We start from the raw sequence: 23,773 nt of genomic DNA on the forward strand, positions 1-23,773 counted from the left end.
CCTCCCCCCTCAACTCATCCACTGGCCGCCATCGACATTGTAGGTCTGGGCGACGATGTATTCTGCGTCATCGCTGGCCAGGAACACGGCCATGCCGGTCAGGTCCTCCGGCTTGCCCATGCGGCCGTAAGGCACGCCTTCGCCGACCAGTCTCTTCTTCTCGCCCTTCGGACGGTTCTCGTATTTGGCGAACAGCGCGTCGACCTCATCCCACATGTCGCTGTCGACGACACCGGGCGCGATGCCATTGACGTTGATGCGGTGCTTGATCAGGTCGAGCCCCGCCGACTGGGTGAGCGAGATGACCGCGGCCTTGGTGGCGCAATAGACACCGACCAACGGCTCACCGCGCCGTCCGGCCTGGCTCGCGATGTTGATGATCTTGCCACCCTTGCCCCGGGAAATCATCGAACGGCTTGCCGCCTGCAGCATGAACAGCGTGCCGGCAACATTGACGGAAAACAGTTTGTCGTAGCTCGCCTTGGTGATTTCGACGATCGGCGCCAGGTCGAACAGCGCGGCATTGTTGATCAGTATGTCGAGGCCGCCGGTCTTTGTCTCGACCGCCTTGACCGCCGCCTCGATCGAGGCGAGGTCGGTGACGTCGAGCTTGACCGCATAGGCATTTGCGCCGATCTCCGCGGCGGCCTTTTCGGCAGCCGCCAGATTGATGTCGGCAATCGCCACTGTAGCACCCTCACGCACATAAGCTTCGGCGAAAGCCTTGCCGATGCCACGTGCCGATCCGGTGACCAGCGCCGATTTGCCTTTCAGCCTCACTGCGCCATGGCCTTTCCGTCGGCGCCGAAGCGATGCATCCTGACCTTGTCGGGCGTCAGATAGATGGTGTCGCCGTGACGGACGGCCAGTTCGCCGTCGGCACGCACCGTCAACGGACCGGCGCCATCAGCCTGAACGTGCAAGAACGTGTCGGAGCCGAGATGTTCGGCGACGCCGACAACGGCTTTCCATTCGCCTGCCGTCGTTGAAATGTTCATGTGCTCGGGACGGATGCCGATGGTCTTGGCGCCGTATTTGCCGGCCGGCGCGCCCTCGATCAGGTTCATCTTCGGCGAACCGATGAAGCCCGCCACGAACAGGTTCTTCGGCGACTTGTAGAGTTCCATCGGCGAGCCGACCTGTTCGATGTTGCCGGCGTTGAGCACGACGATCTTGTCGGCCATGGTCATGGCTTCGATCTGGTCGTGGGTGACGTAGATCATCGTCGTCTTGAGCTGGTGGTGCAGTTCGCTGATCTCGAGGCGCATGGTGCCGCGAAGTGCTGCATCTAGGTTGGACAGCGGCTCGTCGAACAGGAAGGCCGAAGGCTGGCGCACGATGGCGCGGCCGATGGCGACGCGCTGGCGCTGGCCGCCGGAGAGCTGGCCGGGCCGGCGTTCGAGATAGTTGGTGAGGTTCAAGACGCGGGCGGCGTCCTTCACCTTCTTGTCGATCGTCGCCACGTCCTCGCCGGCCATCTTCAGTGGGAAGCCGATGTTCTTGGCCACCGTCATATGCGGGTAGAGCGCGTAGGACTGGAACACCATGGCCAGCTTGCGCTTGGCCGGCGCCTCGCCGGTCACGTCGCGGCCATCGATGTTGATGGTGCCGCCGCTGGTGTCCTCGAGACCGGCGATGAGGCGCAGCAGCGTGGACTTGCCGCAGCCCGACGGACCGACGAAGACGACGAACTCGCCGTTCTCGATGACCAGGTCGAGGCCCGGAATGATGACCGTCGAACCGAAGTGCTTGGAGACGTTCTTGAGTGTGATGTTTCCCATGGTTTCCTCCCCCGAAGGGTTATTTTTCGCCGATTGCTTCAGGCAGTATCCGTTACTTCACGGCGCCAAACGTCAGGCCGCGCACCAGCTGCTTCTGGCTGAACCAGCCCATGATCAGGATCGGTGCGATCGCCAGCGTCGAGGCCGCCGAAAGCTTGGCCCAGAACAGGCCTTGCGGGCTGGAGAACGAACTGATGAAAGCCGTCAGCGGCGCCGCCTCGGTGGTGGTCAAGCGGATGGTCCAGAACGCTTCGTTCCACGCCAGGATGATGTTGAGCAACATCGTCGAAGCGATGCCCGGCACCGCCATCGGGGTCAGCACATAGACGATCTCGCCCCACAAGGTAGCGCCGTCCATGCGCGCCGCTTCCAGGATTTCGCCCGGGATCTCGCGGAAGTAGGTGTAAAGCATCCAGATCACGATCGGCAGGTTGATCAGCATCAGCATGACCATCAGGCCGATGCGGCTGTCGAGCAGTCCGGCGTCGCGGAAGATCAGGTAGATCGGGAACAGCACGGCCACTGCCGGCATCATCTTGGTGGAGAGCATCCACATCAGGATGTCCTTGGTCCGCTTGCCCGGCGAGAATGCCATCGACCAGGCAGCCGGAACCGCAACGATCAGGGCCAAGATGGTCGAGCCGACCGAGAGCAGCACCGAGTTGAAGAAGAACTTGAAGTAGCCGCTCTGCGCCTGGACCTCGGTATAGCTCTCAAACGTCCCCGACGGGATCAAGGCGAAGCCCTGGATGGCCTCCTGCTCCGACTTCAACGAGGTGATGATCGTATAAAGGATCGGGAAGAAGATCAGCAACGCGACGATCCAGGCGGCCGCGGTCGCGATTGTCTTGTGCTGGGTGGTGACTGCACGTGCCATCGTATCCTCCCTTACTTGTCCAGGTTCTTGCCGACCGCGCGCATGGCGAAGAAGGCGACGATGTTGGCGAGAATGACGGCGATGACACCGCCGGCGGATGCCTGGCCGATTTTGAACTCCAGCAGTGCCTTCTGGTAGACGAGGAAAGGCAGGTTGGTGGAGGCGTAGCCCGGGCCGCCATTGGTGGTGACCAGGATCTCGGCATAGACCGACAGAAGGAAGATCGTCTGGATCAGTATGACGACTGTGATGGCCCGCGACATGTGCGGCAGCGTCAGATAGATGAAGCGGCTGACGAAGCCGGCACCGTCCATCTCGGCGGCTTCCTTCTGCTCGCCGTCAAGCGACTGCAGGGCGGTCAACAGGATCAGCGTCGCAAATGGCAGCCATTGCCAGGCGACGATGATGATGATCGCAGTCAGCGGATACTGCCCGAACCAATCGATCGGCTGCCCGCCGAAGAAGCGCGCAATGTCGGCAAAGACACCGTATTGCGGATGCATGATCATGTTCTTCCAGACCAGCGCTGCCACGGGCGGCATGACGAAGAACGGCGAGATCACGAGGATGCGGACGATACCCTGTCCCCACATCGGCTGATCGATCAGAAGCGCCAGCATGATGCCGCCGATCACCGTGATCAAAAGCACGCTGCCCACGAGGATAAGCGTGTTGAGGATCGACTGCAGGAAAGCCGGGTTGGAATAGAACAGCGCGTAGTTCGAGAAGCCGACGAACCCATCACGGATCGGGTTGAGCGGATTGTATTGCTGGAAGGAGAACCACAGGGTGATTGCCAGCGGAACAATCATCCAGACGAACAGCAGCACCACGGATGGCGCCATCATGAAGCGGGCAAGCGAGCGGGTCTGCTGAGTAGCCATGACGGTCACCCTCCAAAGGTCAGCCAGATTTTTAGAGTTGTGCCAGAATTTCCAGGATTTTGAAGGTGGCCGCCCGAACTGGGATTCGGGCGGCCCCTTTGCCGGCTACGATGGGCAACCGGCATTCGGCACCGGGAGGAGCCTTACTTGATATAACCGCCTTCGGTCATCGTTGCCGTGGCAGCGTCCTGGGCCTGCTTGAGCGCATCATCGACGCTCGACTGGCCGGCGAGTGCCGCCGAGAAGAGCTGGCCGACCGTGGTGCCGAGACCCTGGAATTCAGGGATGGCGACGAACTGGACGCCGACATAGGGCACCGGCTTGACGGTCGGATGCGTCGGGTCGGCCGCGTTGATCGAGTCCAGCGTCATCTTGGCGAAGGGGGCTGCCTTCTGGTACTCGGCATTGGCGTAGAGCGAGGTGCGTGTTCCGGGCGGAGCGCTGGCCCAGCCTAGCTTGGAAGCGACGAGCTCGGAATATTGCTTGCTGGTTGCCCAGGACACGAACTTCTGTGCCGCGTCACCCTTCTGCGTGCCGGCAGGAATGGCCAGCGACCAAGCCCACAGCCAGTTGCCGCGCTTGCCGAGACCGTTGTCAGGCGCCAGCGCATAGCCAACCTTGTCGGCGACCTTCGAGCTGTTCGGGTCGGAGACCATGGATGCGGCGACCGTGGCATCGATCCACATGCCGCACTTGCCCTGCTGGAACAGCGCCAGGTTTTCGTTGAAGCCGTTGGACGAGGCGCCCTCGGGGCCGTCGGCCTTCATCAGGTCGACGTAGAACTGCAGCGTGGCCTTCCATTCGGGCTGGTCGAACTGCGGCTTCCAGTTCTCATCGAACCAGCGTGCGCCGAAGGAGTTCGACATGGCGGTGAGGAAGGCCATGTTTTCGCCCCAACCGGCCTTGCCGCGCAGGCAGACGCCGTTCACGCCATTGGCGCGGTCGGTCATCTTGTCGGCGGCCTGCTTGATGAAGTCCCAGGTCGGCGCGTCGGGCATGGTCAGCCCGGCCTTCTCCATCAGATCCTTGCGGTACATGACGAAGGAGCTCTCGCCGTAGAACGGAGCTGCATAGAGCTTGCCGTCGACCGAAAGACCGCCGGCAATGGCCGGCAGGATGTCCTTGGCGTCGTAGTCGTCGCCGAGCTTGTCGAGCGGCAGCAGCCAGCTCTGCTTGGCCCAGATCGGAACTTCATAGGTGCCGATGGTCATCACATCGTACTGGCCGCCCTTGGTGGCGATGTCGGTGGTGACACGCTCGCGCAGCACGTTCTCTTCGAGCGTGACCCAGTTGAGCGTAATGTCGGGGTTCGCCTTGGTGAAGTCGTCCGTCAGCGTCTGCATGCGGACCATATCGGAATTGTTGACGGTGGCGATGGTGATGGATTCGGCGTGAGCGGCGAACGCTAGGGCGCTGGCCGACAACAGGCCCAAAGTGAGCGTGCGAAGTTTCATCAAATTCCTCCCATATACCAAGATGAGCATTTGCCTTGGCTGTGAGCAATTACTCACCTGCCATTAATTATGTCAAGCCGGAATCGTTGCTGCAGCGCAGCACGAGGGATGGCGCGCGGCATCCGGCACCAGGCGGCTTGAGGTGTTTTGAGGAGGGCTCGCCGTCGCGCGAACGACGGAGTTCGGCGACCTGAACTTACAGGCCTGGATGGATCATCCGCCCTATGGGCACGCGATCTCGGCCAGGATCCAGTCGCGAAAGGCACGGATCTTGGGCACGTTGCGACGCGCCTCAGGGTAGACCAGCCAGTAGGCGTGACCGTCGTCTCCGACGAGATCAAAGGGCTGGATGAGGCGGCCATCGGCAAGCTCGGTCTTGAACAGCGCCCTGGTCAGGATGGCCACGCCCTGGCCGGCGATGGCGGCATTGGCCTCGTAGGCTTGCGCACCCATGCTGCTGCCAGGACGACTGGCAAGATCGTGGGACTGCACGCCGGCTGCCGCGAACCAGTCCCTCCACCAGATATCGCTGGGATCGAGAATGGGCAGGCGCAACAAATCGGCCGGCTCCTTCACGCCACCGATGCTGGCCGCCAGTTTGGGACTGAGCATTGGCGTGAAATCGGCATCGAGAAGCTTGTGCACTTCCATGCCCGGCCAGTTGCCACCGCCCGAACGAATGGCGATGTCGACATCCTCGCGAGCGAAGTCGACAAGGCGGTTCGACGTGTCGAGGCGGACGGCCAGAGAGGGATGCGCGAGCTGGAATGAGCCGAGATGCTGCGCCAGCCAGTTCGAGGCGAAGGTCAGCAGCGTCGAGACACAGAGCAGGCCATCGGCGCCGGTGCGCGCGGCGGCATAGGCCCCGCTCAGCAGTGCGAACGCCTCGCTGACCGCCGGCGCAAGGCGCTGCCCGGCATCGGTCAGCACGATCTGCCTTGGCCGGCGCAGGAACAGCGGCCCGCCGACGCGCTCCTCCAGCAGCTTGATCTGATAGCTCGCAGCCGCCTGCGTCATGCCCAGCTCTTCGGCCGCTTTGGTAAAGGACAGATGCCGGGCCACCGCCTCGAACACCCTGATCGCCTGCAGTGGCGGGAGCTGGGAAATCTGTCGGGGGTTGAGATCAGGCATAAGCTCTCCTTATGGGCCGTAATCGACGTTTGATTGGAAGCGGAGGCCGATCCTGCCGATATTCGGGGTCGACGATCACTCTCGTCCAGACATAGCGGAGGCTGACGATCATGACCACGGTACAGGAAAAACTGATCCTAACTCCAGGCCGCAGCTGGTTTTCGTGGCTGACACTTGCATTTGGACAGAGAATGGCCCGGAGACGGACCTATCTCGACATCCGGGAATTGCCGCCACACCTGCAGCGCGACATGGGCTTTCTCGACGGCAACGATCCTTGCGGGCCGCGCAAATAGCCTTGTTGAACTTATCGCAAGATGCGGCGCCGCCTGTCCCTGCGGACACGCAAGGACGCTGCGTCTCCATTTTCGCGCATGATCCTTCCAAACCGGCGGTTCGGGTCAGGCGCCAGCCAACAGCGCGGCGGCAGTCCGCTCATCGGTGATGAGGCCGTTGACCAGCCGCCGATTGACGGCCGCAAGGATGCCCGGCAGTTTCCGTTCGCCCATGGCGAGCGCGATCACCAGCGATTTCTCGCGCGACGGCAGCGACGCCGACGACACCCGGTCGTTGGTGATGCCGTCGATCATCCGGCCCTCGCGGTCGAACACCCAGCCGACGATTTCGGCGACGCCGCCCGCCTTCTGCAACGCCTTCAGTTCGCTCTCCGAAATGAAACCGTCCTCGTAGAGCGGCGCCTTCGGGCCGAGATCGCCGATGCCGACGAAGGTGACGTCGGCCTCTGCCGCGAGCGCCAGCGTCGGCTGGATCATCGGCTGGTTGAGCAGCATCTCGCGCTCTTCCGGCGAGGAGGCGATGACCGGCAACGGCATCGGGAAGGAGCGCGCCTTGACCCTGTCGGCCATGGTGAAGATGACGTTGTAGAAGGCGGCCGAGCCGTCGGGGGAAATGTTGCCGGTCAGCGACACCACCTTGTGCTGCGGGCACTCCATCGGCGGCAGCTGCTCGATCGCCGCCTTCAGCGTACGGCCGGTACCGATCGCCATGACGATCGGGGTCGGCGAGCGCAGCCGCCGCTCGATCTCGGCGGCCGCCGCTTCGGCGATACCGATGGTGGTTGAGGACGAAGCCGGATCGCTCGGCACCACTTCGACCAGATCGAGCGCGAAGCGCGATTTCAGCCGTGCCGAGAGGTCGAGGCAATTGGCGATCGGGTGATCGACGCGCACCTTGATCAGCCCTTCCGACACCGCCAGCGACACCAGCCGCTGCGCCGTCTGCCTGGAAATGCCGAGCGTCGAGGCGATCTGATCCTGCGTGTTGCCCGCAACATAATAAAGCCAGCCCGCGCGCGCCGCGTCGTCCAGCCTGTTGCTGCCGCTGTCCTGCCGGGAATTCAAGTTTCCTGCCTCCAAAGCCCGCCAAGCACCCGCGGCGGAGCCGCCATAGTCTTGCAGGGAACGCGCTTGCGCGCAATTGTCTATCGTCAGAGCAATTGCTTGCACCCTTTCGAGGCCTTCGATGAGGCAATCGCCCCCCAGCGTCGGGAATAACGGGCTCGATGGTTTATCTCAGGACACAAACGCTTTAAGGGGATCGAAAGAGGGATTCTCGCATGACGCCGAAAGCGGTTTTCTGGGACATGGACGGAACGCTGGTCGACAGCGAACCGCTGCACGAAGCGGCGCTGGTGGCGGCTCTACACAGCGTCGGCATCGCGCCGCCGAGCAATCTGCATGAGCGGGTTCTCGGCATTGCCGCATGGCCGGTCTACGAGATGCTGCGCGAGGAGTTCGGGCTGGACCTGCCGTTCGACGACTGGATCGTGCGCAAATACGATCATTACCTGCCGATGGCCGAGACGCTGACGCCGCGCCCGGGTGCGATCGAGATCTTCAACGAATTGCGGGAACGGGGCGTGGCGCAAGCGGTGGTGTCGAATTCCGACCGGCTGATCGTCGACGCCAATCTGCGCGCGGTCGGCCTCATCTATCCCGGCATGAGGACCATCAGCCGCAACGACGTGCACGAAGGCAAGCCGCATCCAGAACCCTTCCTGCGGGCCGCCTGGCTGGCCGGCGTCGACCCCTCTGAAGCGGTCGCGGTCGACGACAGCCGAACGGGCGCCATGGCCGGGGTAGCGGCCGGGATGAAGACGATCTTCTGGCCGGAGGCGCCGATGGAAGGGCCGCCGGGTGCAATTGTTGTCAATCGTGCTGAAGAGTTGCGGACTGAGTTGGGACTCTGAGGAAACTGGCCACGTGGGTGCTGCCCCTCATCCGCCTGCCGGCACCTTCTCCCCGTATAGTGACGGCGAGAGGGGTAAACTCGATCAGTTCCGGTAGACCGGCTCCTGCTCGTCGAGGATCGCCTTCAATTCGCTGAGATGGCGCTCGGCCTGGCCGGGATAGTCTTCCTGTTCGAGCGCTGCCTTCTCGGCGATCTCGTCGGAAAGCACGCGCAGTGGCCGGCCGGTCCACAGCGCCTTGATGTAGGTTTCGGCGGCGCGTTCGAAATAGAACATGCGGTTGAAGGTGTCGGCGACGGAATCGCCGATGACCAGCACGCCGTGATTGCCCATCACCATCACCTTGACCTTGGGATCGACAAGCAGTTGCGAGCAGCGCTCGCCCTCTTCCTCGAAGGCCAGCCCGCCATAGTGGCCGTCGACGACATGGCGATTGAAGAAGATCGCCGAGTTCTGGTCTATCGGCGGCAGCCGCGAATCCGCCAGCGAGGCGAGCACGGTGGCGTGGACCGAATGCACATGCATGACACAGCGCGCATGGCGCACATTGCGATGGATGGCACTGTGCAGGCCCCACGCCGTCGGATCGGGTGCATCGGGACCGGAGAGCGTATCGGGATCGTTGGCGTCGATCAGCAGCAGGTCGCTCGCCTTGATGCGCGAGAAATGCACCTGGTTGGGGTTCATCAGGAACCTTGTGCCGTCGTCATTGACCGCCAGCGAGAAATGATTGGCCACCGCTTCGTGCATGTTGAGCCGCGCCGTCCAGCGGAAGGCAGCGGCGAGATCGACGCGCTCTTCGTAGAAGGGCAGGTTGGTCAGCGTTTCCTTCTGCAGCCGGGCGATGCTCATCGAAAAAACTCCGTCAAAGAAGCAAGGATGCCGCGAGGCGGACATGCGTGCAACCGGTTTCGTTTGGTGCAGGGGACGAACTACCTCCTCGCACCGTCAAGCGTCAGGCGGCCGACCGCGCCGCGCGAAGCCCACCATGCTCGACGATGAAGTTGATCACCTCTTGCAGCCCCTTGCCGCGCGACAGATCGGTGAAGCCGAACGGCCGCTTGCCGCGCATGCGGCCGGCGTCGCTCTCCATGACTTCGAGATTGACGTTCACATAGGGCGCCAGATCGCTCTTGTTGATGACCAGGAAGTCGGAGCGGGTGATGGCCGGTCCGCCCTTGCGCGGGATTTCCTCGCCCTGGCAGACCGAGATGACATAGAGCGTCAGGTCTGCGAGATCCGGCGAGAAGGTGGCGGCAAGGTTGTCGCCGCCGGATTCGATGAAGACGATGTCGAGGTCGGGAAACTTCCGGTTCATCTCGGCGATCGCCTGCAGATTGATCGAGGCGTCTTCGCGGATGGCCGTGTGCGGGCAACCACCCGTCTCGACGCCCATGATGCGATCCTCGGGCAGCGCCTGAAGCCGTGCCAGCATCATGGCGTCTTCCTTGGTATAGATGTCGTTGGTGACGACGGCGATGGAAAACTCGTCGCGCAGCGCCTTGCAGAGCTTTTCGGTGAGCGTCGTCTTGCCGGAGCCGACGGGACCGCCGATGCCGATGCGCAGGGGACCGTTGGCTTGTGTCATGTGGAAAACTCCGTGATGGCAAGGGTGGCGAAGCCAAGCCCGATCAACAGGCAGAGCGGCGAATAATAGCTGACATCAAGCCGCGCGAAAGGCTGTTCGGGCGCCAGCCGGCGCCACCATGGGGTGAAGCCGGCAATGCCGCGCCCGAGGAAAACCAGGGCGATGAGCAGCGAGGTGGCAGCGAGCCCAGCCTTGGGAAAGGGCGTGGCAAAGATGCCTTCTAGCGCCATCGGCCACAGCGTCGCCAGGCCAAGGCAGGCGGAAACGGCAAAGCAGGCGAAGGGCGTCGGCATCTCGTCGACGCCGCGAAAGCCGACCACGGTGCGAGCGCAAGAGGCAGCGTCCCTGCCCGGCCAGATGCCGCCGATGCCCCAATAGACATGCAGCGTGGTGATCAGCAGCAGGACAAAGGAAAGTGCGAAGGCGAGGACGATCATGAGCGGAACAGCCTGGAATATTGGGTTTCGTGCTTCATCGCCATGATGTCCGAGACGAATGCGCAGCCGCCGAGATCGTCAAGGGTCGAGCCCGCGGCGCGAGCGGCGGTCGATAGGGCCAGCGGCTCGAAGCCGGCGAGCAGCGCGGTGGCGTCGGTCTGGCCGACGACGCCAAGCCTGATTGCAGCCTGGACGAGGTTGGAGAAGAAGGCCTGCAGGAAGGCCGACAGCGCGTCCTGCAAGGCGATTGCATTGCCGCCGGCGACGGCGCCGACGGCGACGCAATAGGCGCATTCGGCCGGCAGGCATTGCAGAACTGGATTGGGCCACGCCGCCGCCGCCTTGAGGAAGGCCGCACCTTGCAGCATGGTCTCCATGTGGCGCTCGCGAGAGCCGGCAAGCGCCTCGACGAGCGCGGCGATCTCGTCGAGATCACCGGTGTCACGGGCTCGACGCCAGCTTTCGGCAAACAGCACGGCATCGTTCCAGCCCGAGCCCATCTCGACCAACGTCTCCAGCCACGCGGCGAGGCTTTCGCCGTCGGCCACCAGTCCGTCATGCACGGCGCGCTCGAGGCCGTGGCTGTAGGAAAAGCCGCCGACCGGAAAGGCCGGCGACAGCCACGCCATCAGCCGCAACAAGGCGATACTGGAAGGCTGGTCAGTCATGGTCGTGGTGGTGGCCGGCGTGAGAATGTGAATGAGAATGCGATTCGCTGTGCGAGTGAGAATGGGCCTCCGCGTGGCTGTGCGCCGCCGCGTGTGAATGACCGTGGTCATGGCCGTGCCCGGAATAGGCACCGCGCACCGGCTTGAACGGTTCGGAGACGTCCTTGACCGTGGCGCCGAGCCCCTCCAGCATCGCCTTGATGACATGATCGCGCAGAATGAGGATGCGCCCGGCCCCGATGCTTGCTGCGAGATGACGATTGCCGATATGCCAGGCGAGTTCGGACAGATGCACGGCGCTGCTGGCGCGGATATCGTAGAGCGGTTCCTCAGCCGCAACGATCTCTATGTGGCGGCCATCCTCCAGCACCAGCCGGTCACCGTCGTTCAAGGCCACCGGTTGTGGCAAGTCGACCAGAACCTTGTCGCCACTTGCAAGTTCGATCGCCCGGCGGCGCAGATGCCGCTCGTCATGGGCAAGCACGGCACGATCGTACGGTGTGGTGGCTCCGGCCTCGCCGGCCGTAAGGACGGAGACGGCGCGCGGGAACTTGGTGAAGTCGGTGCGGATATCGAGCTTCATCTAAGGGAACCTCCATTGGCCTGCGCGCGGGCGCGGGCGGGCCGCGCCAGAACGCGGTCGAAATAGGCGCTGACGCGATCGGATTCGACCGGGAACCGGCCGGCGCGCGCCCAACTGCCCATATCCCCGAGCAGCACGTCGACGGCGGAAAAGCGATCGCCCAGCGCAAAGGGGTTTTCGCCAAGCCGGCGGTCCAACGCCTTGACCTCGGAGGCGAAGTCATGCGCCGCGGCAGGGCCGACATCGACCCGCAGCTCCTTCGGCAGCAGGAAGCGGTGGCGCACTTTGTTCCAGAGCGGCGCCTCGAATTCCGATTGGGCAAAATGCATCCAGGAATCCATCTCGGCGCGGCCGGCGAGCCCAGGGTTGGCGCCCATACCCTTGTCGGCATGCTTTTCGCCGAGATAGGCGCAGATCGCCGCCGAATCCGTCAGCTTGAGCTCGCCATCGATCAGGATCGGCACCTTGCCGGACGGGTTCAGCGCATAGGCTTCCGGCGAACGCAATTTGACCTCGACGAATTCATAGGGCTGCCCGAGTTCCTCGAGCATCCAGAGAACACGGCTGACCCGGGAACCGCGCGATCCGACGGCCTTGTACATGCGTAAACCTGCCTTTCCCGAGAAACCTAGACCATCCCTAACATCAGCCCAATGCCGGTCATACGATCGTGTCGAAGAGCCGCAGGATGAACGATACCTGATAAATCAGCGTGCCGGCGATGAAGGCAATGTGAAAGCGGCGGTCGCGCACCAGGATGGCGACAATGCAGAGCGCGACGAAAACCGGCGTGCGGATCAGGTACTCGTTGCCAAAATGGGCGAAATGCTCCGGCCCCTTCAGCAACGTGTCGACCACATCGAGCAGATAGGTGGCGCCCAGCAGGCCGAAGAACCAGGCACGGCGCGAATAGAAGAAATCCTCGTAGCCAGTGTAATCCAACATAGAGTCCGGAAACAGTAGCGCGCACAGCAGGAACAGCATGATGGCGTAGAAAATGATGAACAGGTATTTGCCGAAGGTCCAGGTCTCGATGGCATAGAGGCCGAACTCCCACCACCAGAAATGCACCAGCATCAGCAGCACCGAAGCGACCCAGGCCAGATGCACGGGATAGAGCCGGTACTGGCCGGGATGCTGGACAATGCGTGCCAGTCCCGACAGCAGGCGCGTAACGCCGAGACCGATCACCATGCCCATGACGATGCGGATATGCGGGAAGATGTCGTGGGGAGAGGGTATTTCGGTGGCCATACTAGATCACAACGCTGCTTCTCATGAACCGCATATTGGGGCGTCCTGTTACGGCTCGCAACGGCTTTGGCGCGATGCTAGCAGTGGCCTGAATCTGAGAACGTCAGCTTTGCGATCTTGCCTTCTGCGTCCACGCAGTAGTCCGCGGTCATGATGTTCATGCAACCTTCGACGCGTTGCAGTCGCATTATCCGAGGTTCGCATTGGCCGCCACCCGGATACGAACTCGACAAGGATGGATTGCTGTTCACCAGCTTTGACGCCGACTTGCCGGCAAACCAGGTCTCAAAAGCAGCTGCGTCTGAACCATACGGGAACCTGCGTTCCGCTTCGGATTTCACGCTTGCGTATTCGGCCCGAAAAGCAACCGGCTTCGTGAGATATGCGCAGCCAGTGAGACAACCAAGCACAGCAAGAACTGCCACGACCGTTTTGCGTGCCGAGTGATTGCCAAGACAAACCATTCTGTTCAAAACAGAAAATACCGTTGTGCCATCGGCAGCACGGTGGCCGGCTCGCAGGTGAGCAATTCGCCGTCGGCGCGGACCTCGTAGGTTTCGGGATCGACCTCGACATGCGGCGTGGCGTCGTTGAGCACCATCGAATGCTTGCCGATGCCACCACGGGTGTTTTCGACCGCGACGAACTGCTTGTCGACGCCAAGCCTGCCATGCAGCCCCGACTCCAGCGCCGCCTTAGAGACGAAAGTCACCGACGAATTGGTCCTGGCCTTGCCATAGGCGCCGAACATCGGCCGGTAGTGCATCGGCTGCGGCGTCGGGATCGAGGCGTTGGGGTCGCCCATCGGAGCGGCCGCGATCATGCCACCGAGCAAGACCATGTCCGGTTTGACGCCGAAGAAAGCCGGGTTCCACAGCACGAGGTCGGCACGCTTGCCGACCGCGATCGAACCGATGTCCTTCGACAGGCCATGTGCGATGGCCGGATTGATGGTGTATTTGGCGATGTAGCGACGGACACGGAAATTGTCGTTGTTGCCGGTCTCCTGCGGCAGCGACCCGCGCTGGCGCTTCATCTTGTCGGCGGTCTGCCAGGTGCGGATCGCAACCTCGCCGACGCGGCCCATGGCCTGCGAGTCCGACGAGATGATCGAGAAGGCGCCGATGTCGTGCAGAATGTCTTCGGCGGCGATCGTTTCCTTGCGGATGCGGCTTTCGGCGAAGGCGATGTCTTCGGGGATCGACGGTGACAGATGATGGCAGACCATCAGCATGTCGAGATGCTCGGCCAGCGTGTTGACCGTATAGGGCCTGGTCGGATTGGTCGACGACGGAATGACATTGGGCAGGCCGCAGACTTTGATGATGTCGGGCGCGTGGCCGCCGCCGGCGCCTTCGGTGTGGAAGGCGTGGATGGTGCGGCCCTTGATGGCGGCGACCGTGTTTTCGACAAAGCCCGACTCGTTCAGCGTGTCGGTGTGGATCATCACCTGCACGTCGTAGTCGTCGGCGACCGACAGGCAGCAATCGATGGCGGCGGGCGTCGTGCCCCAGTCCTCGTGCAGCTTCAGCGAACAGGCGCCGCCCAGCACGATTTCTTCGAGAGCGGCGGGCAAGGACGCGTTGCCCTTGCCTGACAGGCCGATGTTCATCGGGAAGGCGTCGAAGGACTGGATCATCCGCGCCATATGCCAGGGCCCGGGCGTGCAGGTGGTCGCCAGCGTGCCATGCGCCGGGCCGGTGCCGCCGCCGAGCATGGTGGTGATGCCGCTCATCAGCGCTTCCTCGATCTGCTGCGGGCAGATGAAATGGATATGCGCGTCGAAGCCGCCGGCGGTGAGGATCTTGCCTTCGCCGGCGATGATCTCGGTGCCGGGGCCGATGATGATGGTGACACCGTTCTGCATATCCGGATTGCCGGCCTTGCCGATGGCGGCAATGCGCCCGTCCTTGAGGCCGATATCGGCCTTGAAGATGCCGCCGGTGGCGTCGATGACCAGCGCATTGGTGATGACGGTATCGACCGCGCCTTGCGCGCGCGACACCTGGCTCTGGCCCATGCCGTCGCGGATGACCTTGCCGCCCCCGAATTTCACCTCCTCGCCGTGAATGGTAAGATCCTTCTCGACCTCGATGAACAGTTCGGTGTCGGCCAGCCGCACCTTGTCGCCGACCGTCGGGCCGTACATCTGCGCATAGGCAGCGCGGGTAATTCTAGCCATCAGCAATTGCTCCCGAAATGCGGCTGAGATGCCGGGTCCCACATTGTCGCCATCCTATGGTCAAGCAATGACCCGCTGAGCGACACCTTGCGATCCCATTTACCGATTGAGGTGGAAGGGCCTCCCCAAATCGACCGTCCGCCAATCAATGAAAAGGAAGAACCATGCGCAAAACGATCCTTCTTGCAGCGACTGCCAGCCTGATGCTCGCGACAGCCGCCAGCGCCCAGCAACAGCCTGCGCCGCAACAGCCGCCGGCCGCCCCCGCTCCCACGGCGCCCAGCGCTCCGTCGGCGGCGCCAAGCATTCAGACCATCAACATCGTCGACATCAAGGAACTGCCCGCGGCCACGCAGGCGAAGGTCAATGAAGTGATCGCCAATCGCGGCGAGGACGGTTTGCAGAAACTGCGCGGCTCGATCGACGCGACGCCCCAGGTCAAGTCCGCGCTCGAAGCCAAGGGGCTCACCTCGGCACAGGTGATCGCCGCCAGCATGAACCCCAACGGCGCGCTGACCTTGATCACCAAGAAAGCGAGCTGACGATAGGCTGCGGCGGACCGGCGTCCGGTCCGCCCGCCGCAGCGAGGAGGGAACCTTCGCCGGGCCGGATTCGTTTCGGTTGCCTAGTGCTGAAACGAGCCTCGAAAAGGCTCCCAAGAGCGAGTAATGACGATCACCACCTCCTCCCCCGATGCCGGATGGCTGCATGCGATTGCCGCGGCTGCGTTTCTTGCGGCGAGCGTTCCTCACGCCGCGCTGAACGCCCAGGGCCTCGAAAGCCCGGAAACCGTCAACCGGATCATCGGCTCGGAGGTTCGGCAGGAAGAGACCCGGACAGCTACCGAAGCCAGCAAAGTCACCACCGCGATCGACCGGACGCGCGAAAACATCGGCACGGTGCGCAAGACATCCAAGCTCGACAAGGTCGATATCGTGTTCCTTACCGATGCGGCGCGCAGCGAAGGTGGCCCGCCGCCGGCGATCGAGACCAAGGTCAGGGAACATCAGGACGACATCGCGGAACTGCGCCAGGAGATCGAGGCGAACGCATTGCTGTTCAACGCCATCGACTCGCGCCGCCTGCATGCCGAGGACGTGCTCGCGGTCGAATTCGACGATCCGGGAAAAATCGTCATCTATGCGGCCGCCAAGCCGCAGAACTAAGCCGCGAGCACTGTTTGTTTTCATGCATGTCGTTGCCCCTAAACCGTTAAGAACTTTTGGGCGACATGCACTAGACGCAGTCGATCTCACAGCTTGCCCATAATCTTTTGCTGAAATCCGTAGACCTCGCGCTTGCCGCCGAGCGGCACCAGCGTGACGTCGCGCTCCTGCCCAGGCTCGAAGCGCATGGCGGTGCCGGCGGCGATGTCCAGGCGCATGCCCCGCGCCCTGTCGCGATCGAACTTCAGCCCCTCATTGGTCTCGAAGAAATGATAGTGGCTGCCTACCTGGACCGGCCGGTCGCCGCTATTGGCCACTTTCAGGGTGAGCGTCGGCAGGCCCTTGTTCAGTTCGATGTCGCCGCTTGCAGTGATGACTTCGCCCGGGATCATCTCGCCCCTCACAAGACGCCGAAGACGAGGCTGACACCGACCGCCGCACACGCCGCGCCAGCGGCGCGGGCAAGACCACGAAACCTGATGCCTAGGCCGAGGCCGGCGGCGATGCCGATGGCATGGAGCAGCGCCGTGGCGACGGCAAAGCCGGCCATGTATTCGAGCCCCCCGGCATTTTCGGGAACCTCGGTGCCATGGGCGTGGCCGTGGAACAGCGCGAACAGGCCGATTATGGCGACACCGGCCGAAACCGGAAGGTCGACTGCAAGCGCGACCAGCAGGCCGAGCGCGACGACGGAGGCCAGAATGCCGGGTTCAACGAAGGGCACCGACACGTGCAGCATGCCGAGCGCGCCGCCGACCAACATGACGCCGACAAAGGCGAGCGGCCAGGCCCATATCGCCTTACCGCCCTTGAGCGCCGCCCACAGGCCGACGGCGATCATCACCGTCATATGGTCGAGACCGGAGAGTGGGTGCATGAAGCCGGCTGACAGGGATGAGGTCGCGCCAGCGCCGACATGAGCATAGGCAGGCATTGCCGCGACCAGAAGCAGGATCGCCGAGAAGGCGGTTCGTTTCATCGGAGCTGGTATCATCGAGGTGCCTTCCGTTCAGAATCGTCTTCAGTTCAAGCGGCCTTGCGGGGGCCGCAGCCTTCGGCCTTGAGAACGCGTTTGGTCGAGGCCGGATATTTTTTCAGCATCGCTGCCGGGCGGATCGGGCGCGCGGAAAAGTTGCCGCCGCAATTGGGACAGGTGCCACCCAGCACATGTTCCGCGCAATCGGCGCAAAAGGTGCACTCGAAGGTGCAGATCAGCACATCCGTCGCCTCCGGCGGCAGATCCTTGTCGCAACATTCGCAGTTGGGGCGCAGCTCCAGCATGTTTCCTCTCCTCACCTACCTTATGGGTTCGTGCACGGTTACCAGCTTGGTGCCATCGGGAAACGTCGCCTCGACCTGCACGTCATGGATCATCTCGGCGATGCCTTCCATCACCTGCGTCCGGGTGACGACATGGGCGCCGGCCTCCATCAGTTCGGCGACCGGGCGGCCGTCGCGGGCGCCTTCGACGACGAAGTCGGTGATCAGCGCGATGGCCTCCGGATGATTGAGCTTGACGCCACGTTCGAGCCGCTTGCGCGCCACGATCGCCGCCATGGCAATGAGCAGCTTGTCCTTTTCCCTCGGCGTCAGGTTCATGCGTTTTCCTGGAGTGGCATAATCGGAATCAGAGTGACCATAATTTGGGCAGGCCCGCCCGCCCGTTGAGCAATTCGACGAGCGGAACCAGCCGCTTGCGGAGCTGGTAGCCGTCCTCGGCAAACAGTCTCGCAAGAAGCTTGCCAGATTTCTTCACGCTCCACGCACCGGCGTCGCCCTGCCCGCCGATGATGTGCCGGGCAGGATCGAGAAAGGCCGCCGCCCGCGGCGACACCATCAACACTGTTGCCACCGCGATGGCGCCACCGGCCACCGCCGAACGGCCAAGCGTGGCCGCGATGCCAGGCCCGATGCGGAAATCCTCGGCATGAACCAGCGCCCCTTCCTGGCTGACGCGCCAGCGGTCGTGGAAGTGGCCGTGTGCTGCGCGCTCGCCCATGGCGAGGCGGCCGAAGACGGTGGCCTCAAGCAGCAGCGCCTCGGCGTCAACAGCAAGCTCGACGTCGAGCGTGCGGGCAAAAGCCGATCGGTCAAAGACGATGGTTTCCTGTGGCAGCCAGGCAATGCGGCCGTGCTCGCCGACCGTCAGCTTTACCCGCACCTCGGCGCGATCGGAGGCAGCGCGGTAGATCTTTTCGCAGGCCTGCGTCGTTATGGTGGCGGAAGCCCCAGCGCCGACATCCACCTCCCAGCCAAGGCGGTCGCCACCGGTCAGCCCGCCGGCGGTGTTGATCAACACGGCTTCGAGCGGATCAGACGCGACGGCCGGCATTCGTATCTTGGCGGAGCCGTCCTGGTAAAGGCGCCGAAGGCGCGTGCGGCCATCCGTGCTGGCACACACAAGCCTTGCCATTCCAGCGACGCGCTGGGCCGGCAGCACCGAAGTCAAGCTATGTTCCATCGTGTCCACGACACCAACGTTAAGCACTCCGGCGGCTTTGTCGATATATAGCTTGTTGCTTGACATCGTTTCCGTTTCTATAGAGGGAGCCACCTTGGAACGGTCATGCAGCGCCTGGCGGGGGTAAAAGGCGACAAGGATTTGAATCCGGGGAACCAGGGGCGCTGATCAATTGGCGTCGGGAAACGATAAAGTTGGGGAAGAAACCGAATGGCTGACCAGCTGGCAACGGACATCATCGCCAAGATTAGGGCACACGCAGAGCCCGGCGGCGAAGAAATCACCACCAGTACGGAATTGACTGCGCTTGGTATCCATTCGCTGGAACTGACCGAGATCATCTTCGATCTCGAGGAACAGTATGGCATCGAGATCGAGATGAACACGGTCGATGCCTGGAGCAATCTCAGGAATGTCGGCGACATGGTCGAGGCTGTTCGCGCGCTGATCGCGAAAAAAGCTTGAGCTGAATGCGCAAACGCGTCGTCATCACCGGCATCGGCGGCATATGCGGGCTCGGCACCGATGTGCCCGCGATCTGGGGCGAGATGCGCGCCGGCCGCTCGGCCATCGGCCCGATCACCAATTCGCAATTGCATGACCTGAAGGTCAGGGTCGGCTGCGAAATCAAGACGCTTCCCGACCATGGCATCGGCCACAAACAGACCGTGTCGATGGACCGCTTCAGCCTGCTGGCAACGATCGCTGCGCGGGAGGCCATGCAGCATGCTGGGCTGACCTCGGACGAAGCCACCACATCCCGGATGGGTGCCATTGTCGGCGTTGGCGTCTGCGGCTGGGAGGCGATCGAGGAGAATTATCGTGCGATCCTGGTCGAAGGACGGAATCGCGCCGGCATCTTCACCGTGCCGAAAGTGATGCCGAGCGCGGCTGCTGGCCATGTCAGCATGAATCTTGGCCTGCGCGGGCCAGTCTTCGGCGTCACCTCCGCCTGCTCATCGTCCAACCACGCCTTTGCGTCGGCAGTCGACCAGATCAGGCTCGGCCGTGCCGACGTCATGGTTGCCGGCGGCACCGACGCACCGCTGGTCTGGGGTATCCTGAAGGGCTGGGAAGCGCTCAGGGTGCTGGCACCCGACACCTGCCGGCCATTCTCGGCCGATCGCCAGGGCCTGTCGCTCGGCGAAGGCGCCGGCATGGCGGTGCTGGAAAGCTACGAACACGCCATGGCACGCGGCGCCAACATCCTGGCCGAGATTGCCGGCGCCGGCCTATCAGCCGATGCATCCGACATCGTCGCGCCGACCATCGAGGGACCGACGGCGGCGATGCGCGCCTGCCTCACTGAGGCCGAGCTCAATCCGGAAGACGTCGACTATCTCAATGCCCATGGCACCGGCACCAAGGCCAATGACCAGATCGAGACGGCGGCGATCAAGCGCGTTTTCGGCGACCATGCCTACAAGCTGTCCATATCGTCGACCAAATCAATGCACGCCCACTGCCTCGGCGCATCGGGCGCGCTGGAGATGATCGCCTGCGTCATGGCGATCCGCGAAGGCATCGTGCCACCGACGGCGAATTTTCGTGAGGCCGATCCAGATTGCGATCTCGATATCACGCCCAACGTCGCGCGCGAGCGCAAGGTGCGCGCCGCGATCAGCAACGGTTTTGCCTTCGGCGGCACCAATGCGGTGGTGGCGTTCAAGGCGGTCTGACCGGACGCGCCTCTCCTGACTATGGTCCAGCGAAACTTTTCGGCCGCCATATTGATCGTGGCTGCATGCCCGCCTAACTCTTGGCAACCCGCCATGCCCGCGCGATGCCGCGCGAAATCCCGGCCCTGGAGTTTCGATGACCGATCTGTCCGCTTTTCCGATCGCCACGCGCTGGCCGGCGAGCCACCCAGACCGCATCCAGCTCTATTCGGCGACGACGCCGAACGGAGTGAAGGTGTCGATCGCGCTGGAGGAGCTGGGACTGCCCTACGAGGCGCATCTGGTGAACATCGGCAAGAACGAAAGCTGGACGCCGGAGTTTCTGTCGCTGAACCCCAACGGCAAGATACCGGCGATCATCGACCCGGACGGTCCGGGCGGCAGGCCGATCGGCCTGTTCGAATCCGGCGCCATCCTGCTCTACCTGACCGACAAGACCGGCAGACTGATCCCCGCCGACCCGGTGCGGCGCTACGAGACGATCCAGTGGGTGTTCTTCCAGATGGCCTCGATCGGGCCGATCTTCGGACAAGTCGGCTTTTTCAACAAATTCGCCGGACGCGAGATCGCCGACAAGCGCCCACTGGAACGCTATCGCGACGAATCGCGGCGGCTGATCGGTGTGCTGGAGACAAGACTGAAGGGTCGCACCTGGATCATGGACGACGATTACACCATCGCCGATATCTCGATGCTCGCGCCGATATCTCGATGCTCGGCTGGGTGCGCAATTTGATCGGCTTCTATGATGCGAGGGAACTCGTCGGCTTCGACGATTTCCCCATCGTTGCGGCATGGCTGGAGCGCGGCCTCGCGCGGCCTGCGGTGCAAAAAGGCCTAACCATTCCGGCACGCGGCTGACTGCCAAGGCCACAGGGAGCGGCCCAACCTATCTTGTGGGGCTCGGCCTATTTCGCCTTGGCCTTGGCTTTTGAGCCGCCTTTGCCGATGACGGAAGCGGCGAGCGACGCAGCGCCCCTGGCAGTGGCGACAACTGCACCGGCGGCAACATTGGCCGTCGCCTTGACCGTGCGCATGGCGTTGCCTGCCATCGATCCGCCGCCGCTTGCCGGCTTCTTCGGCTTGGCGGTTTTTGCTGCCACCTTCGCCGTTGTGCCGGGTACCACCTTCTTGGGTGCTGCCTTGCCGAAAGCCGGCTTTGCGTCCTTGGACCGCGCCGCGATTGCCGGACCAGCGCCCGCCTTCGCTTGCGTTGCCTTGGGTTGAGCTGTCTTACCCTTGACGGGTTTTCTTGCCTTGGTAGCCATCGGACGGTTCCCTCGCGTCGGCACGATTGCCGGTGAGGGATAACGACCTGAAAGTCTTAAGGTTCCCGTTCGGAATTCCCGCGAATTATGCGTGATCGCCGATTATCAGGTCGGCGGGCCGGCGGCGAGCAAGCACGCGATCGATGTTGGGCATGTCGTTGGAGGCGATCCAGGCGCGCGCGTCCTCGTCGGACCGGCCATGCTCGTGCCAGCGCTCCACCAGGCGGCGCTCGAGCTCGGCGCGCGGCACATCGACGTAAACCGTAAAATCGAAAAGCGGCGCCAGGCGCGACCACGGCTCTTCGTCGAGCAGCAAATAATTGCCCTCGACGAGGATGAATTTGGTCTCGGCGGTGACGATTGCGGCAGCGGCGCGCGACAGCTCCATGTTTCGGTCGAACACCGGAATGGCGATATCGGGTTCGCTGGCGCGGATGCGCTTCAGCAGCGTCTCGAAGCCGGCAAAGTCGAAGGTTTCAGGGGCGCCCTTTCTCGCACGAAGACCTCGCCGGTTGAGCACGATATCGTCATAGTGGAAACCATCCATCGGCACGACTTCGGCAGCCCCTTCCGGCAGCAAATCATGCAGGCTGGTCGACAGCGTCGACTTGCCGGCGGCCGGAGGACCGGCAATGGCGACGATGAAGCGCTGCGCCTTGCCGGCACGCTTGAAGATGGTGGCGGCGAGATGGGCAATTTCGGACATGAGAGCCTTCCTGGCTGGGTGTTCCGCAGGGTTGTTTCGGCCGCATCTTGGCGATAGTTCGCGGAAATTTCAAACCCGCAATGACGCAACGCACTCAGGCAGGGACAGAGCGCCCGATGCGCAGGAAATCGCTGTCGAAGGCGATGTCCCGCTCTGTGCCGTCGGCAGCAAGGATGCGCATCCGGCCTTGCGCGGTGGCGATGTCGCGCGGCGGCTCGCCGCCGGACTGGGGCACGGCGCCGATGACATGACGGAAAGAAACCTTGCTGCCTTCATCCAATGCAAACGCGGTCGCCACCCCTTCCCGCTTCAGCCAGTTGTCGCCCACGGATGCGGCATGGCCGACAGAAGCGCGCCCGTCCTCGATGCCAAGCACGCCGCGATGACGGCCGTTCCACGGTGCGTAGTCGCGGCCGCCATTGCTGAGCCACAGCATGGTGACGGGCAATTCGGCCGGGTTCTTGAGCACCAGCACCAGATCTTCTTCGGCGCGGCGCGCAAGTGCTGTCCAGCCCGGCCCGCCGTGATCGGCCTCGACCAGGGTGATGAAATCCTCGCGCAGCTGGTCCATGCGATAGTCGGTCAGGTCGATGGTGCCGCCGGCAGCGTCGGGAAAGTGTGTCATGTCGGTGGAGCGCGCGGGATAGGCGAGCAGGAACCGGCCACGGGCCGGATCGGGCTCCAGCGGGTCATCCAGCGTTGCTGCAAAGCGCTTACGCGAAAAGGCCAACCTGCCACCGTTCTTCATCGCCGTCATCGGATGATGGGCGACCGAGATGGCGCCCGAACCGCCGGAAAAGACATGCTCCTGGTAGAGGAAGGGGTGGTCGTCGCGAAGGGTTAGGATCTTGTCGACCGTGGCGCCCATGACCTTGCGCTGCAGTCGGAAGGTGGCGCGCCAGCCATCTGATGTCGCCTGGCTGTCGACGACATCCCAGGCGCTGTTGGCGGGCCAGCCATGCAGCGGTGCGTCCTCGATATCGCTGCGCGAAAACGGCGCGCAGAGGAAATCGCCTGACAGGCGAACCGTGCCTTCGGGCAGGTTTTCCGGAAGAGTCTCGCGCGCGTCGACCCAGGGCGCTCGATGCAGCGGCTGCAGCCGGCGGCCGTCGATGTCGACCGCCATGTCGGCGAGATGGCCGACCGTGAGGTCGAGCGAAACCGAAATGCCTTTTGCCTTGATCGTGATCGTATCCATCATGCACCTGCCGAATCTGCCCGCGCCAGCAAAAGCCGCTCCGCGCCGGTTGCGCAAGCGTGGCGGCCGGCATTTTGCATCAGAGTTGGTCTTCGGCGACTGCGCGGAGGGGAACCAATCCTCATTTGTTGGCGCTGCCCCTCATCCCCCTGCCGGGACCTTCTCCCCGTGAACGGGGAGAAGTAGGCTGGGCGCAACCCTGGCGTCCATCTTGCTCCGTTGGTGATTGGCGAAACCATCGATGACG

General features: G+C 63.1%; 28 protein-coding genes and 1 pseudogene. 6 read left to right on the forward strand and 23 right to left on the reverse strand.

The window, feature by feature from the left end; genetic code table 11:
* Positions 1–9: 9 nt before the first annotated feature.
* The 7 genes from LHFGNBLO_RS07015 to LHFGNBLO_RS07050 all read right to left on the reverse strand — a co-directional run bounded on the left by LHFGNBLO_RS07015 (position 10) and on the right by LHFGNBLO_RS07050 (position 7,488).
* The gene (locus LHFGNBLO_RS07015; protein ID WP_258605443.1) at positions 10–780 is read right to left on the reverse strand and encodes an L-iditol 2-dehydrogenase; all 771 of its coding nucleotides are present in this window, start codon (positions 778–780) and stop codon (positions 10–12) included.
* Positions 777–1,781 (reverse strand): ABC transporter ATP-binding protein, encoded by a 1,005-nt coding sequence (locus LHFGNBLO_RS07020; RefSeq protein WP_258605445.1) that lies wholly within the window; start codon positions 1,779–1,781, stop codon positions 777–779. The genes LHFGNBLO_RS07015 and LHFGNBLO_RS07020 overlap by 4 nt, the downstream gene beginning before the upstream one ends.
* Before the next feature lie 52 nt (positions 1,782–1,833).
* Positions 1,834–2,658, reverse strand: coding sequence for a carbohydrate ABC transporter permease (locus tag LHFGNBLO_RS07025; protein ID WP_258605447.1), 825 nt, complete (start codon positions 2,656–2,658; stop codon positions 1,834–1,836).
* An 11-nt stretch (positions 2,659–2,669) separates the two neighbouring features.
* On the reverse strand, positions 2,670–3,542 hold the full coding sequence (locus LHFGNBLO_RS07030) for a carbohydrate ABC transporter permease (RefSeq protein WP_258605449.1): 873 nt from the start codon (positions 3,540–3,542) through the stop codon (positions 2,670–2,672).
* A gap of 143 nt (positions 3,543–3,685) precedes the next feature.
* Positions 3,686–4,996 (reverse strand): ABC transporter substrate-binding protein, encoded by a 1,311-nt coding sequence (locus LHFGNBLO_RS07035; RefSeq protein ID WP_258605450.1) that lies wholly within the window; start codon positions 4,994–4,996, stop codon positions 3,686–3,688.
* 222 nt (positions 4,997–5,218) lie between these two features.
* Positions 5,219–6,127: a transcriptional regulator GcvA gene (gene gcvA / locus LHFGNBLO_RS07040; RefSeq protein ID WP_258605452.1), complete on the reverse strand. Its 909-nt coding sequence runs from the start codon at positions 6,125–6,127 to the stop codon at positions 5,219–5,221.
* A gap of 401 nt (positions 6,128–6,528) precedes the next feature.
* Positions 6,529–7,488 (reverse strand): sugar-binding transcriptional regulator, encoded by a 960-nt coding sequence (locus LHFGNBLO_RS07050; protein WP_258605455.1) that lies wholly within the window; start codon positions 7,486–7,488, stop codon positions 6,529–6,531.
* A gap of 215 nt (positions 7,489–7,703) precedes the next feature.
* Between LHFGNBLO_RS07050 and LHFGNBLO_RS07055 the strand changes: the two genes are divergently transcribed.
* A complete protein-coding gene (locus LHFGNBLO_RS07055) occupies positions 7,704–8,336 on the forward strand; it encodes an HAD family hydrolase (protein WP_258605457.1) in 633 nt (210 codons plus the stop codon).
* Positions 8,337–8,420: 84 nt separating this feature from the next.
* On the opposite strand, the gene LHFGNBLO_RS07060 is transcribed toward LHFGNBLO_RS07055, so the two are convergent.
* The 8 genes from LHFGNBLO_RS07060 to ureC all read right to left on the reverse strand — a co-directional run bounded on the left by LHFGNBLO_RS07060 (position 8,421) and on the right by ureC (position 15,048).
* Positions 8,421–9,188 carry a class II aldolase and adducin N-terminal domain-containing protein gene (locus LHFGNBLO_RS07060; protein WP_258605458.1) on the reverse strand — a complete coding sequence of 256 codons (768 nt, stop codon included), beginning with the start codon at positions 9,186–9,188 and terminating at the stop codon, positions 8,421–8,423.
* Positions 9,189–9,291: 103 nt separating this feature from the next.
* Complete coding sequence (gene ureG, locus LHFGNBLO_RS07065; protein WP_258605459.1) at positions 9,292–9,924, reverse strand: urease accessory protein UreG; 633 nt, start codon at positions 9,922–9,924, stop codon at positions 9,292–9,294.
* Positions 9,921–10,361 carry a DUF3995 domain-containing protein gene (locus tag LHFGNBLO_RS07070; protein WP_258605460.1) on the reverse strand — a complete coding sequence of 147 codons (441 nt, stop codon included), beginning with the start codon at positions 10,359–10,361 and terminating at the stop codon, positions 9,921–9,923. Before LHFGNBLO_RS07070 ends, ureG begins: the two co-directional genes overlap by 4 nt.
* A complete protein-coding gene (locus LHFGNBLO_RS07075) occupies positions 10,358–11,029 on the reverse strand; it encodes an urease accessory protein UreF (protein ID WP_258605461.1) in 672 nt (223 codons plus the stop codon). The genes LHFGNBLO_RS07070 and LHFGNBLO_RS07075 overlap by 4 nt, the downstream gene beginning before the upstream one ends.
* Positions 11,022–11,612, reverse strand: a complete 591-nt coding sequence (locus LHFGNBLO_RS07080; RefSeq protein WP_258605463.1) for an urease accessory protein UreE — start codon at positions 11,610–11,612, stop codon at positions 11,022–11,024. Before LHFGNBLO_RS07080 ends, LHFGNBLO_RS07075 begins: the two co-directional genes overlap by 8 nt.
* Positions 11,609–12,214, reverse strand: coding sequence for a glutathione S-transferase family protein (locus LHFGNBLO_RS07085; RefSeq protein WP_258605464.1), 606 nt, complete (start codon positions 12,212–12,214; stop codon positions 11,609–11,611). The genes LHFGNBLO_RS07080 and LHFGNBLO_RS07085 overlap by 4 nt, the downstream gene beginning before the upstream one ends.
* Positions 12,215–12,272: 58 nt before the next feature.
* The gene (locus LHFGNBLO_RS07090; RefSeq protein WP_258605466.1) at positions 12,273–12,866 is read right to left on the reverse strand and encodes a hypothetical protein; all 594 of its coding nucleotides are present in this window, start codon (positions 12,864–12,866) and stop codon (positions 12,273–12,275) included.
* A 469-nt stretch (positions 12,867–13,335) separates the two neighbouring features.
* Complete coding sequence (gene ureC, locus LHFGNBLO_RS07095; protein WP_413774669.1) at positions 13,336–15,048, reverse strand: urease subunit alpha; 1,713 nt, start codon at positions 15,046–15,048, stop codon at positions 13,336–13,338.
* A 164-nt stretch (positions 15,049–15,212) separates the two neighbouring features.
* On the opposite strand from ureC, the gene LHFGNBLO_RS07100 reads away from it, so the two are divergent.
* The gene (locus LHFGNBLO_RS07100; protein ID WP_258605468.1) at positions 15,213–15,590 is read left to right on the forward strand and encodes a hypothetical protein; all 378 of its coding nucleotides are present in this window, start codon (positions 15,213–15,215) and stop codon (positions 15,588–15,590) included.
* 126 nt (positions 15,591–15,716) lie between these two features.
* On the forward strand, positions 15,717–16,214 hold the full coding sequence (locus LHFGNBLO_RS07105) for a hypothetical protein (RefSeq protein ID WP_258605469.1): 498 nt from the start codon (positions 15,717–15,719) through the stop codon (positions 16,212–16,214).
* Between the two features lie 86 nt (positions 16,215–16,300).
* Here LHFGNBLO_RS07105 and LHFGNBLO_RS07110 read toward each other — a convergent pair whose 3' ends face one another.
* The 5 genes from LHFGNBLO_RS07110 to LHFGNBLO_RS07130 are packed head-to-tail and all read right to left on the reverse strand — an operon-like array spanning position 16,301 to position 18,675.
* Positions 16,301–16,606 carry an urease subunit beta gene (locus LHFGNBLO_RS07110; protein WP_258605471.1) on the reverse strand — a complete coding sequence of 102 codons (306 nt, stop codon included), beginning with the start codon at positions 16,604–16,606 and terminating at the stop codon, positions 16,301–16,303.
* Between the two features lie 8 nt (positions 16,607–16,614).
* Positions 16,615–17,208 (reverse strand): HupE/UreJ family protein, encoded by a 594-nt coding sequence (locus LHFGNBLO_RS07115; RefSeq protein ID WP_258605473.1) that lies wholly within the window; start codon positions 17,206–17,208, stop codon positions 16,615–16,617.
* Between the two features lie 32 nt (positions 17,209–17,240).
* Positions 17,241–17,495 (reverse strand): DUF1272 domain-containing protein, encoded by a 255-nt coding sequence (locus LHFGNBLO_RS07120; protein WP_258605474.1) that lies wholly within the window; start codon positions 17,493–17,495, stop codon positions 17,241–17,243.
* A gap of 15 nt (positions 17,496–17,510) precedes the next feature.
* Positions 17,511–17,813, reverse strand: coding sequence for an urease subunit gamma (locus LHFGNBLO_RS07125; protein WP_019862540.1), 303 nt, complete (start codon positions 17,811–17,813; stop codon positions 17,511–17,513).
* 28 nt (positions 17,814–17,841) lie between these two features.
* Complete coding sequence (locus LHFGNBLO_RS07130; protein WP_413774670.1) at positions 17,842–18,675, reverse strand: urease accessory protein UreD; 834 nt, start codon at positions 18,673–18,675, stop codon at positions 17,842–17,844.
* 210 nt (positions 18,676–18,885) lie between these two features.
* On the opposite strand from LHFGNBLO_RS07130, the gene LHFGNBLO_RS07135 reads away from it, so the two are divergent.
* From LHFGNBLO_RS07135 to LHFGNBLO_RS07145, 3 genes and pseudogenes are all read left to right on the forward strand, one after another.
* Positions 18,886–19,140 carry an acyl carrier protein gene (locus LHFGNBLO_RS07135; protein ID WP_258605475.1) on the forward strand — a complete coding sequence of 85 codons (255 nt, stop codon included), beginning with the start codon at positions 18,886–18,888 and terminating at the stop codon, positions 19,138–19,140.
* Positions 19,141–19,145: 5 nt separating this feature from the next.
* Positions 19,146–20,354, forward strand: a complete 1,209-nt coding sequence (locus tag LHFGNBLO_RS07140; protein ID WP_258605477.1) for a beta-ketoacyl-[acyl-carrier-protein] synthase family protein — start codon at positions 19,146–19,148, stop codon at positions 20,352–20,354.
* A gap of 136 nt (positions 20,355–20,490) precedes the next feature.
* Positions 20,491–21,215: pseudogene (locus tag LHFGNBLO_RS07145) on the forward strand (glutathione S-transferase family protein).
* A 47-nt stretch (positions 21,216–21,262) separates the two neighbouring features.
* Here LHFGNBLO_RS07145 and LHFGNBLO_RS07150 read toward each other — a convergent pair.
* From LHFGNBLO_RS07150 to LHFGNBLO_RS07160, 3 genes are all read right to left on the reverse strand, one after another.
* Entirely contained in the window at positions 21,263–21,622 is a 360-nt protein-coding gene (locus LHFGNBLO_RS07150) for a hypothetical protein (protein ID WP_258605479.1), read from the reverse strand.
* A gap of 85 nt (positions 21,623–21,707) precedes the next feature.
* Positions 21,708–22,328 carry a nucleoside triphosphate hydrolase gene (locus LHFGNBLO_RS07155; RefSeq protein ID WP_258605480.1) on the reverse strand — a complete coding sequence of 207 codons (621 nt, stop codon included), beginning with the start codon at positions 22,326–22,328 and terminating at the stop codon, positions 21,708–21,710.
* A 94-nt stretch (positions 22,329–22,422) separates the two neighbouring features.
* The gene (locus LHFGNBLO_RS07160) at positions 22,423–23,526 is read right to left on the reverse strand and encodes a hypothetical protein (RefSeq protein ID WP_413774707.1); all 1,104 of its coding nucleotides are present in this window, start codon (positions 23,524–23,526) and stop codon (positions 22,423–22,425) included.
* Between the last annotated feature and the right edge of the window lie 247 nt (positions 23,527–23,773).

Origin of the sequence: Mesorhizobium sp. AR10, from assembly GCF_024746795.1 — a bacterium.
Taxonomy (GTDB): domain Bacteria; phylum Pseudomonadota; class Alphaproteobacteria; order Rhizobiales; family Rhizobiaceae; genus Mesorhizobium.

Coding starts and splice junctions, on each gene's coding strand:
- LHFGNBLO_RS07020 (WP_258605445.1), bottom strand. CDS start 1,781: ATGGGAAACATCACACTCAAGAACGTCTCCAAGCACTTCGGTTCGACG.
- LHFGNBLO_RS07025 (WP_258605447.1), bottom strand. CDS start 2,658: ATGGCACGTGCAGTCACCACCCAGCACAAGACAATCGCGACCGCGGCC.
- LHFGNBLO_RS07030 (WP_258605449.1), bottom strand. CDS start 3,542: ATGGCTACTCAGCAGACCCGCTCGCTTGCCCGCTTCATGATGGCGCCA.
- LHFGNBLO_RS07035 (WP_258605450.1), bottom strand. CDS start 4,996: ATGAAACTTCGCACGCTCACTTTGGGCCTGTTGTCGGCCAGCGCCCTA.
- gcvA (WP_258605452.1), bottom strand. CDS start 6,127: ATGCCTGATCTCAACCCCCGACAGATTTCCCAGCTCCCGCCACTGCAG.
- LHFGNBLO_RS07055 (WP_258605457.1), top strand. CDS start 7,704: ATGACGCCGAAAGCGGTTTTCTGGGACATGGACGGAACGCTGGTCGAC.
- LHFGNBLO_RS07060 (WP_258605458.1), bottom strand. CDS start 9,188: ATGAGCATCGCCCGGCTGCAGAAGGAAACGCTGACCAACCTGCCCTTC.
- ureG (WP_258605459.1), bottom strand. CDS start 9,924: ATGACACAAGCCAACGGTCCCCTGCGCATCGGCATCGGCGGTCCCGTC.
- LHFGNBLO_RS07070 (WP_258605460.1), bottom strand. CDS start 10,361: ATGATCGTCCTCGCCTTCGCACTTTCCTTTGTCCTGCTGCTGATCACC.
- LHFGNBLO_RS07075 (WP_258605461.1), bottom strand. CDS start 11,029: ATGACTGACCAGCCTTCCAGTATCGCCTTGTTGCGGCTGATGGCGTGG.
- LHFGNBLO_RS07080 (WP_258605463.1), bottom strand. CDS start 11,612: ATGAAGCTCGATATCCGCACCGACTTCACCAAGTTCCCGCGCGCCGTC.
- LHFGNBLO_RS07085 (WP_258605464.1), bottom strand. CDS start 12,214: ATGTACAAGGCCGTCGGATCGCGCGGTTCCCGGGTCAGCCGTGTTCTC.
- LHFGNBLO_RS07090 (WP_258605466.1), bottom strand. CDS start 12,866: ATGGCCACCGAAATACCCTCTCCCCACGACATCTTCCCGCATATCCGC.
- ureC (WP_413774669.1), bottom strand. CDS start 15,048: ATGGCTAGAATTACCCGCGCTGCCTATGCGCAGATGTACGGCCCGACG.
- LHFGNBLO_RS07100 (WP_258605468.1), top strand. CDS start 15,213: ATGCGCAAAACGATCCTTCTTGCAGCGACTGCCAGCCTGATGCTCGCG.
- LHFGNBLO_RS07105 (WP_258605469.1), top strand. CDS start 15,717: ATGACGATCACCACCTCCTCCCCCGATGCCGGATGGCTGCATGCGATT.
- LHFGNBLO_RS07110 (WP_258605471.1), bottom strand. CDS start 16,606: ATGATCCCGGGCGAAGTCATCACTGCAAGCGGCGACATCGAACTGAAC.
- LHFGNBLO_RS07115 (WP_258605473.1), bottom strand. CDS start 17,208: ATGATACCAGCTCCGATGAAACGAACCGCCTTCTCGGCGATCCTGCTT.
- LHFGNBLO_RS07120 (WP_258605474.1), bottom strand. CDS start 17,495: ATGCTGGAGCTGCGCCCCAACTGCGAATGTTGCGACAAGGATCTGCCG.
- LHFGNBLO_RS07125 (WP_019862540.1), bottom strand. CDS start 17,813: ATGAACCTGACGCCGAGGGAAAAGGACAAGCTGCTCATTGCCATGGCG.
- LHFGNBLO_RS07130 (WP_413774670.1), bottom strand. CDS start 18,675: ATGGAACATAGCTTGACTTCGGTGCTGCCGGCCCAGCGCGTCGCTGGA.
- LHFGNBLO_RS07135 (WP_258605475.1), top strand. CDS start 18,886: ATGGCTGACCAGCTGGCAACGGACATCATCGCCAAGATTAGGGCACAC.
- LHFGNBLO_RS07140 (WP_258605477.1), top strand. CDS start 19,146: ATGCGCAAACGCGTCGTCATCACCGGCATCGGCGGCATATGCGGGCTC.
- LHFGNBLO_RS07150 (WP_258605479.1), bottom strand. CDS start 21,622: ATGGCTACCAAGGCAAGAAAACCCGTCAAGGGTAAGACAGCTCAACCC.
- LHFGNBLO_RS07155 (WP_258605480.1), bottom strand. CDS start 22,328: ATGTCCGAAATTGCCCATCTCGCCGCCACCATCTTCAAGCGTGCCGGC.
- LHFGNBLO_RS07160 (WP_413774707.1), bottom strand. CDS start 23,526: ATGGATACGATCACGATCAAGGCAAAAGGCATTTCGGTTTCGCTCGAC.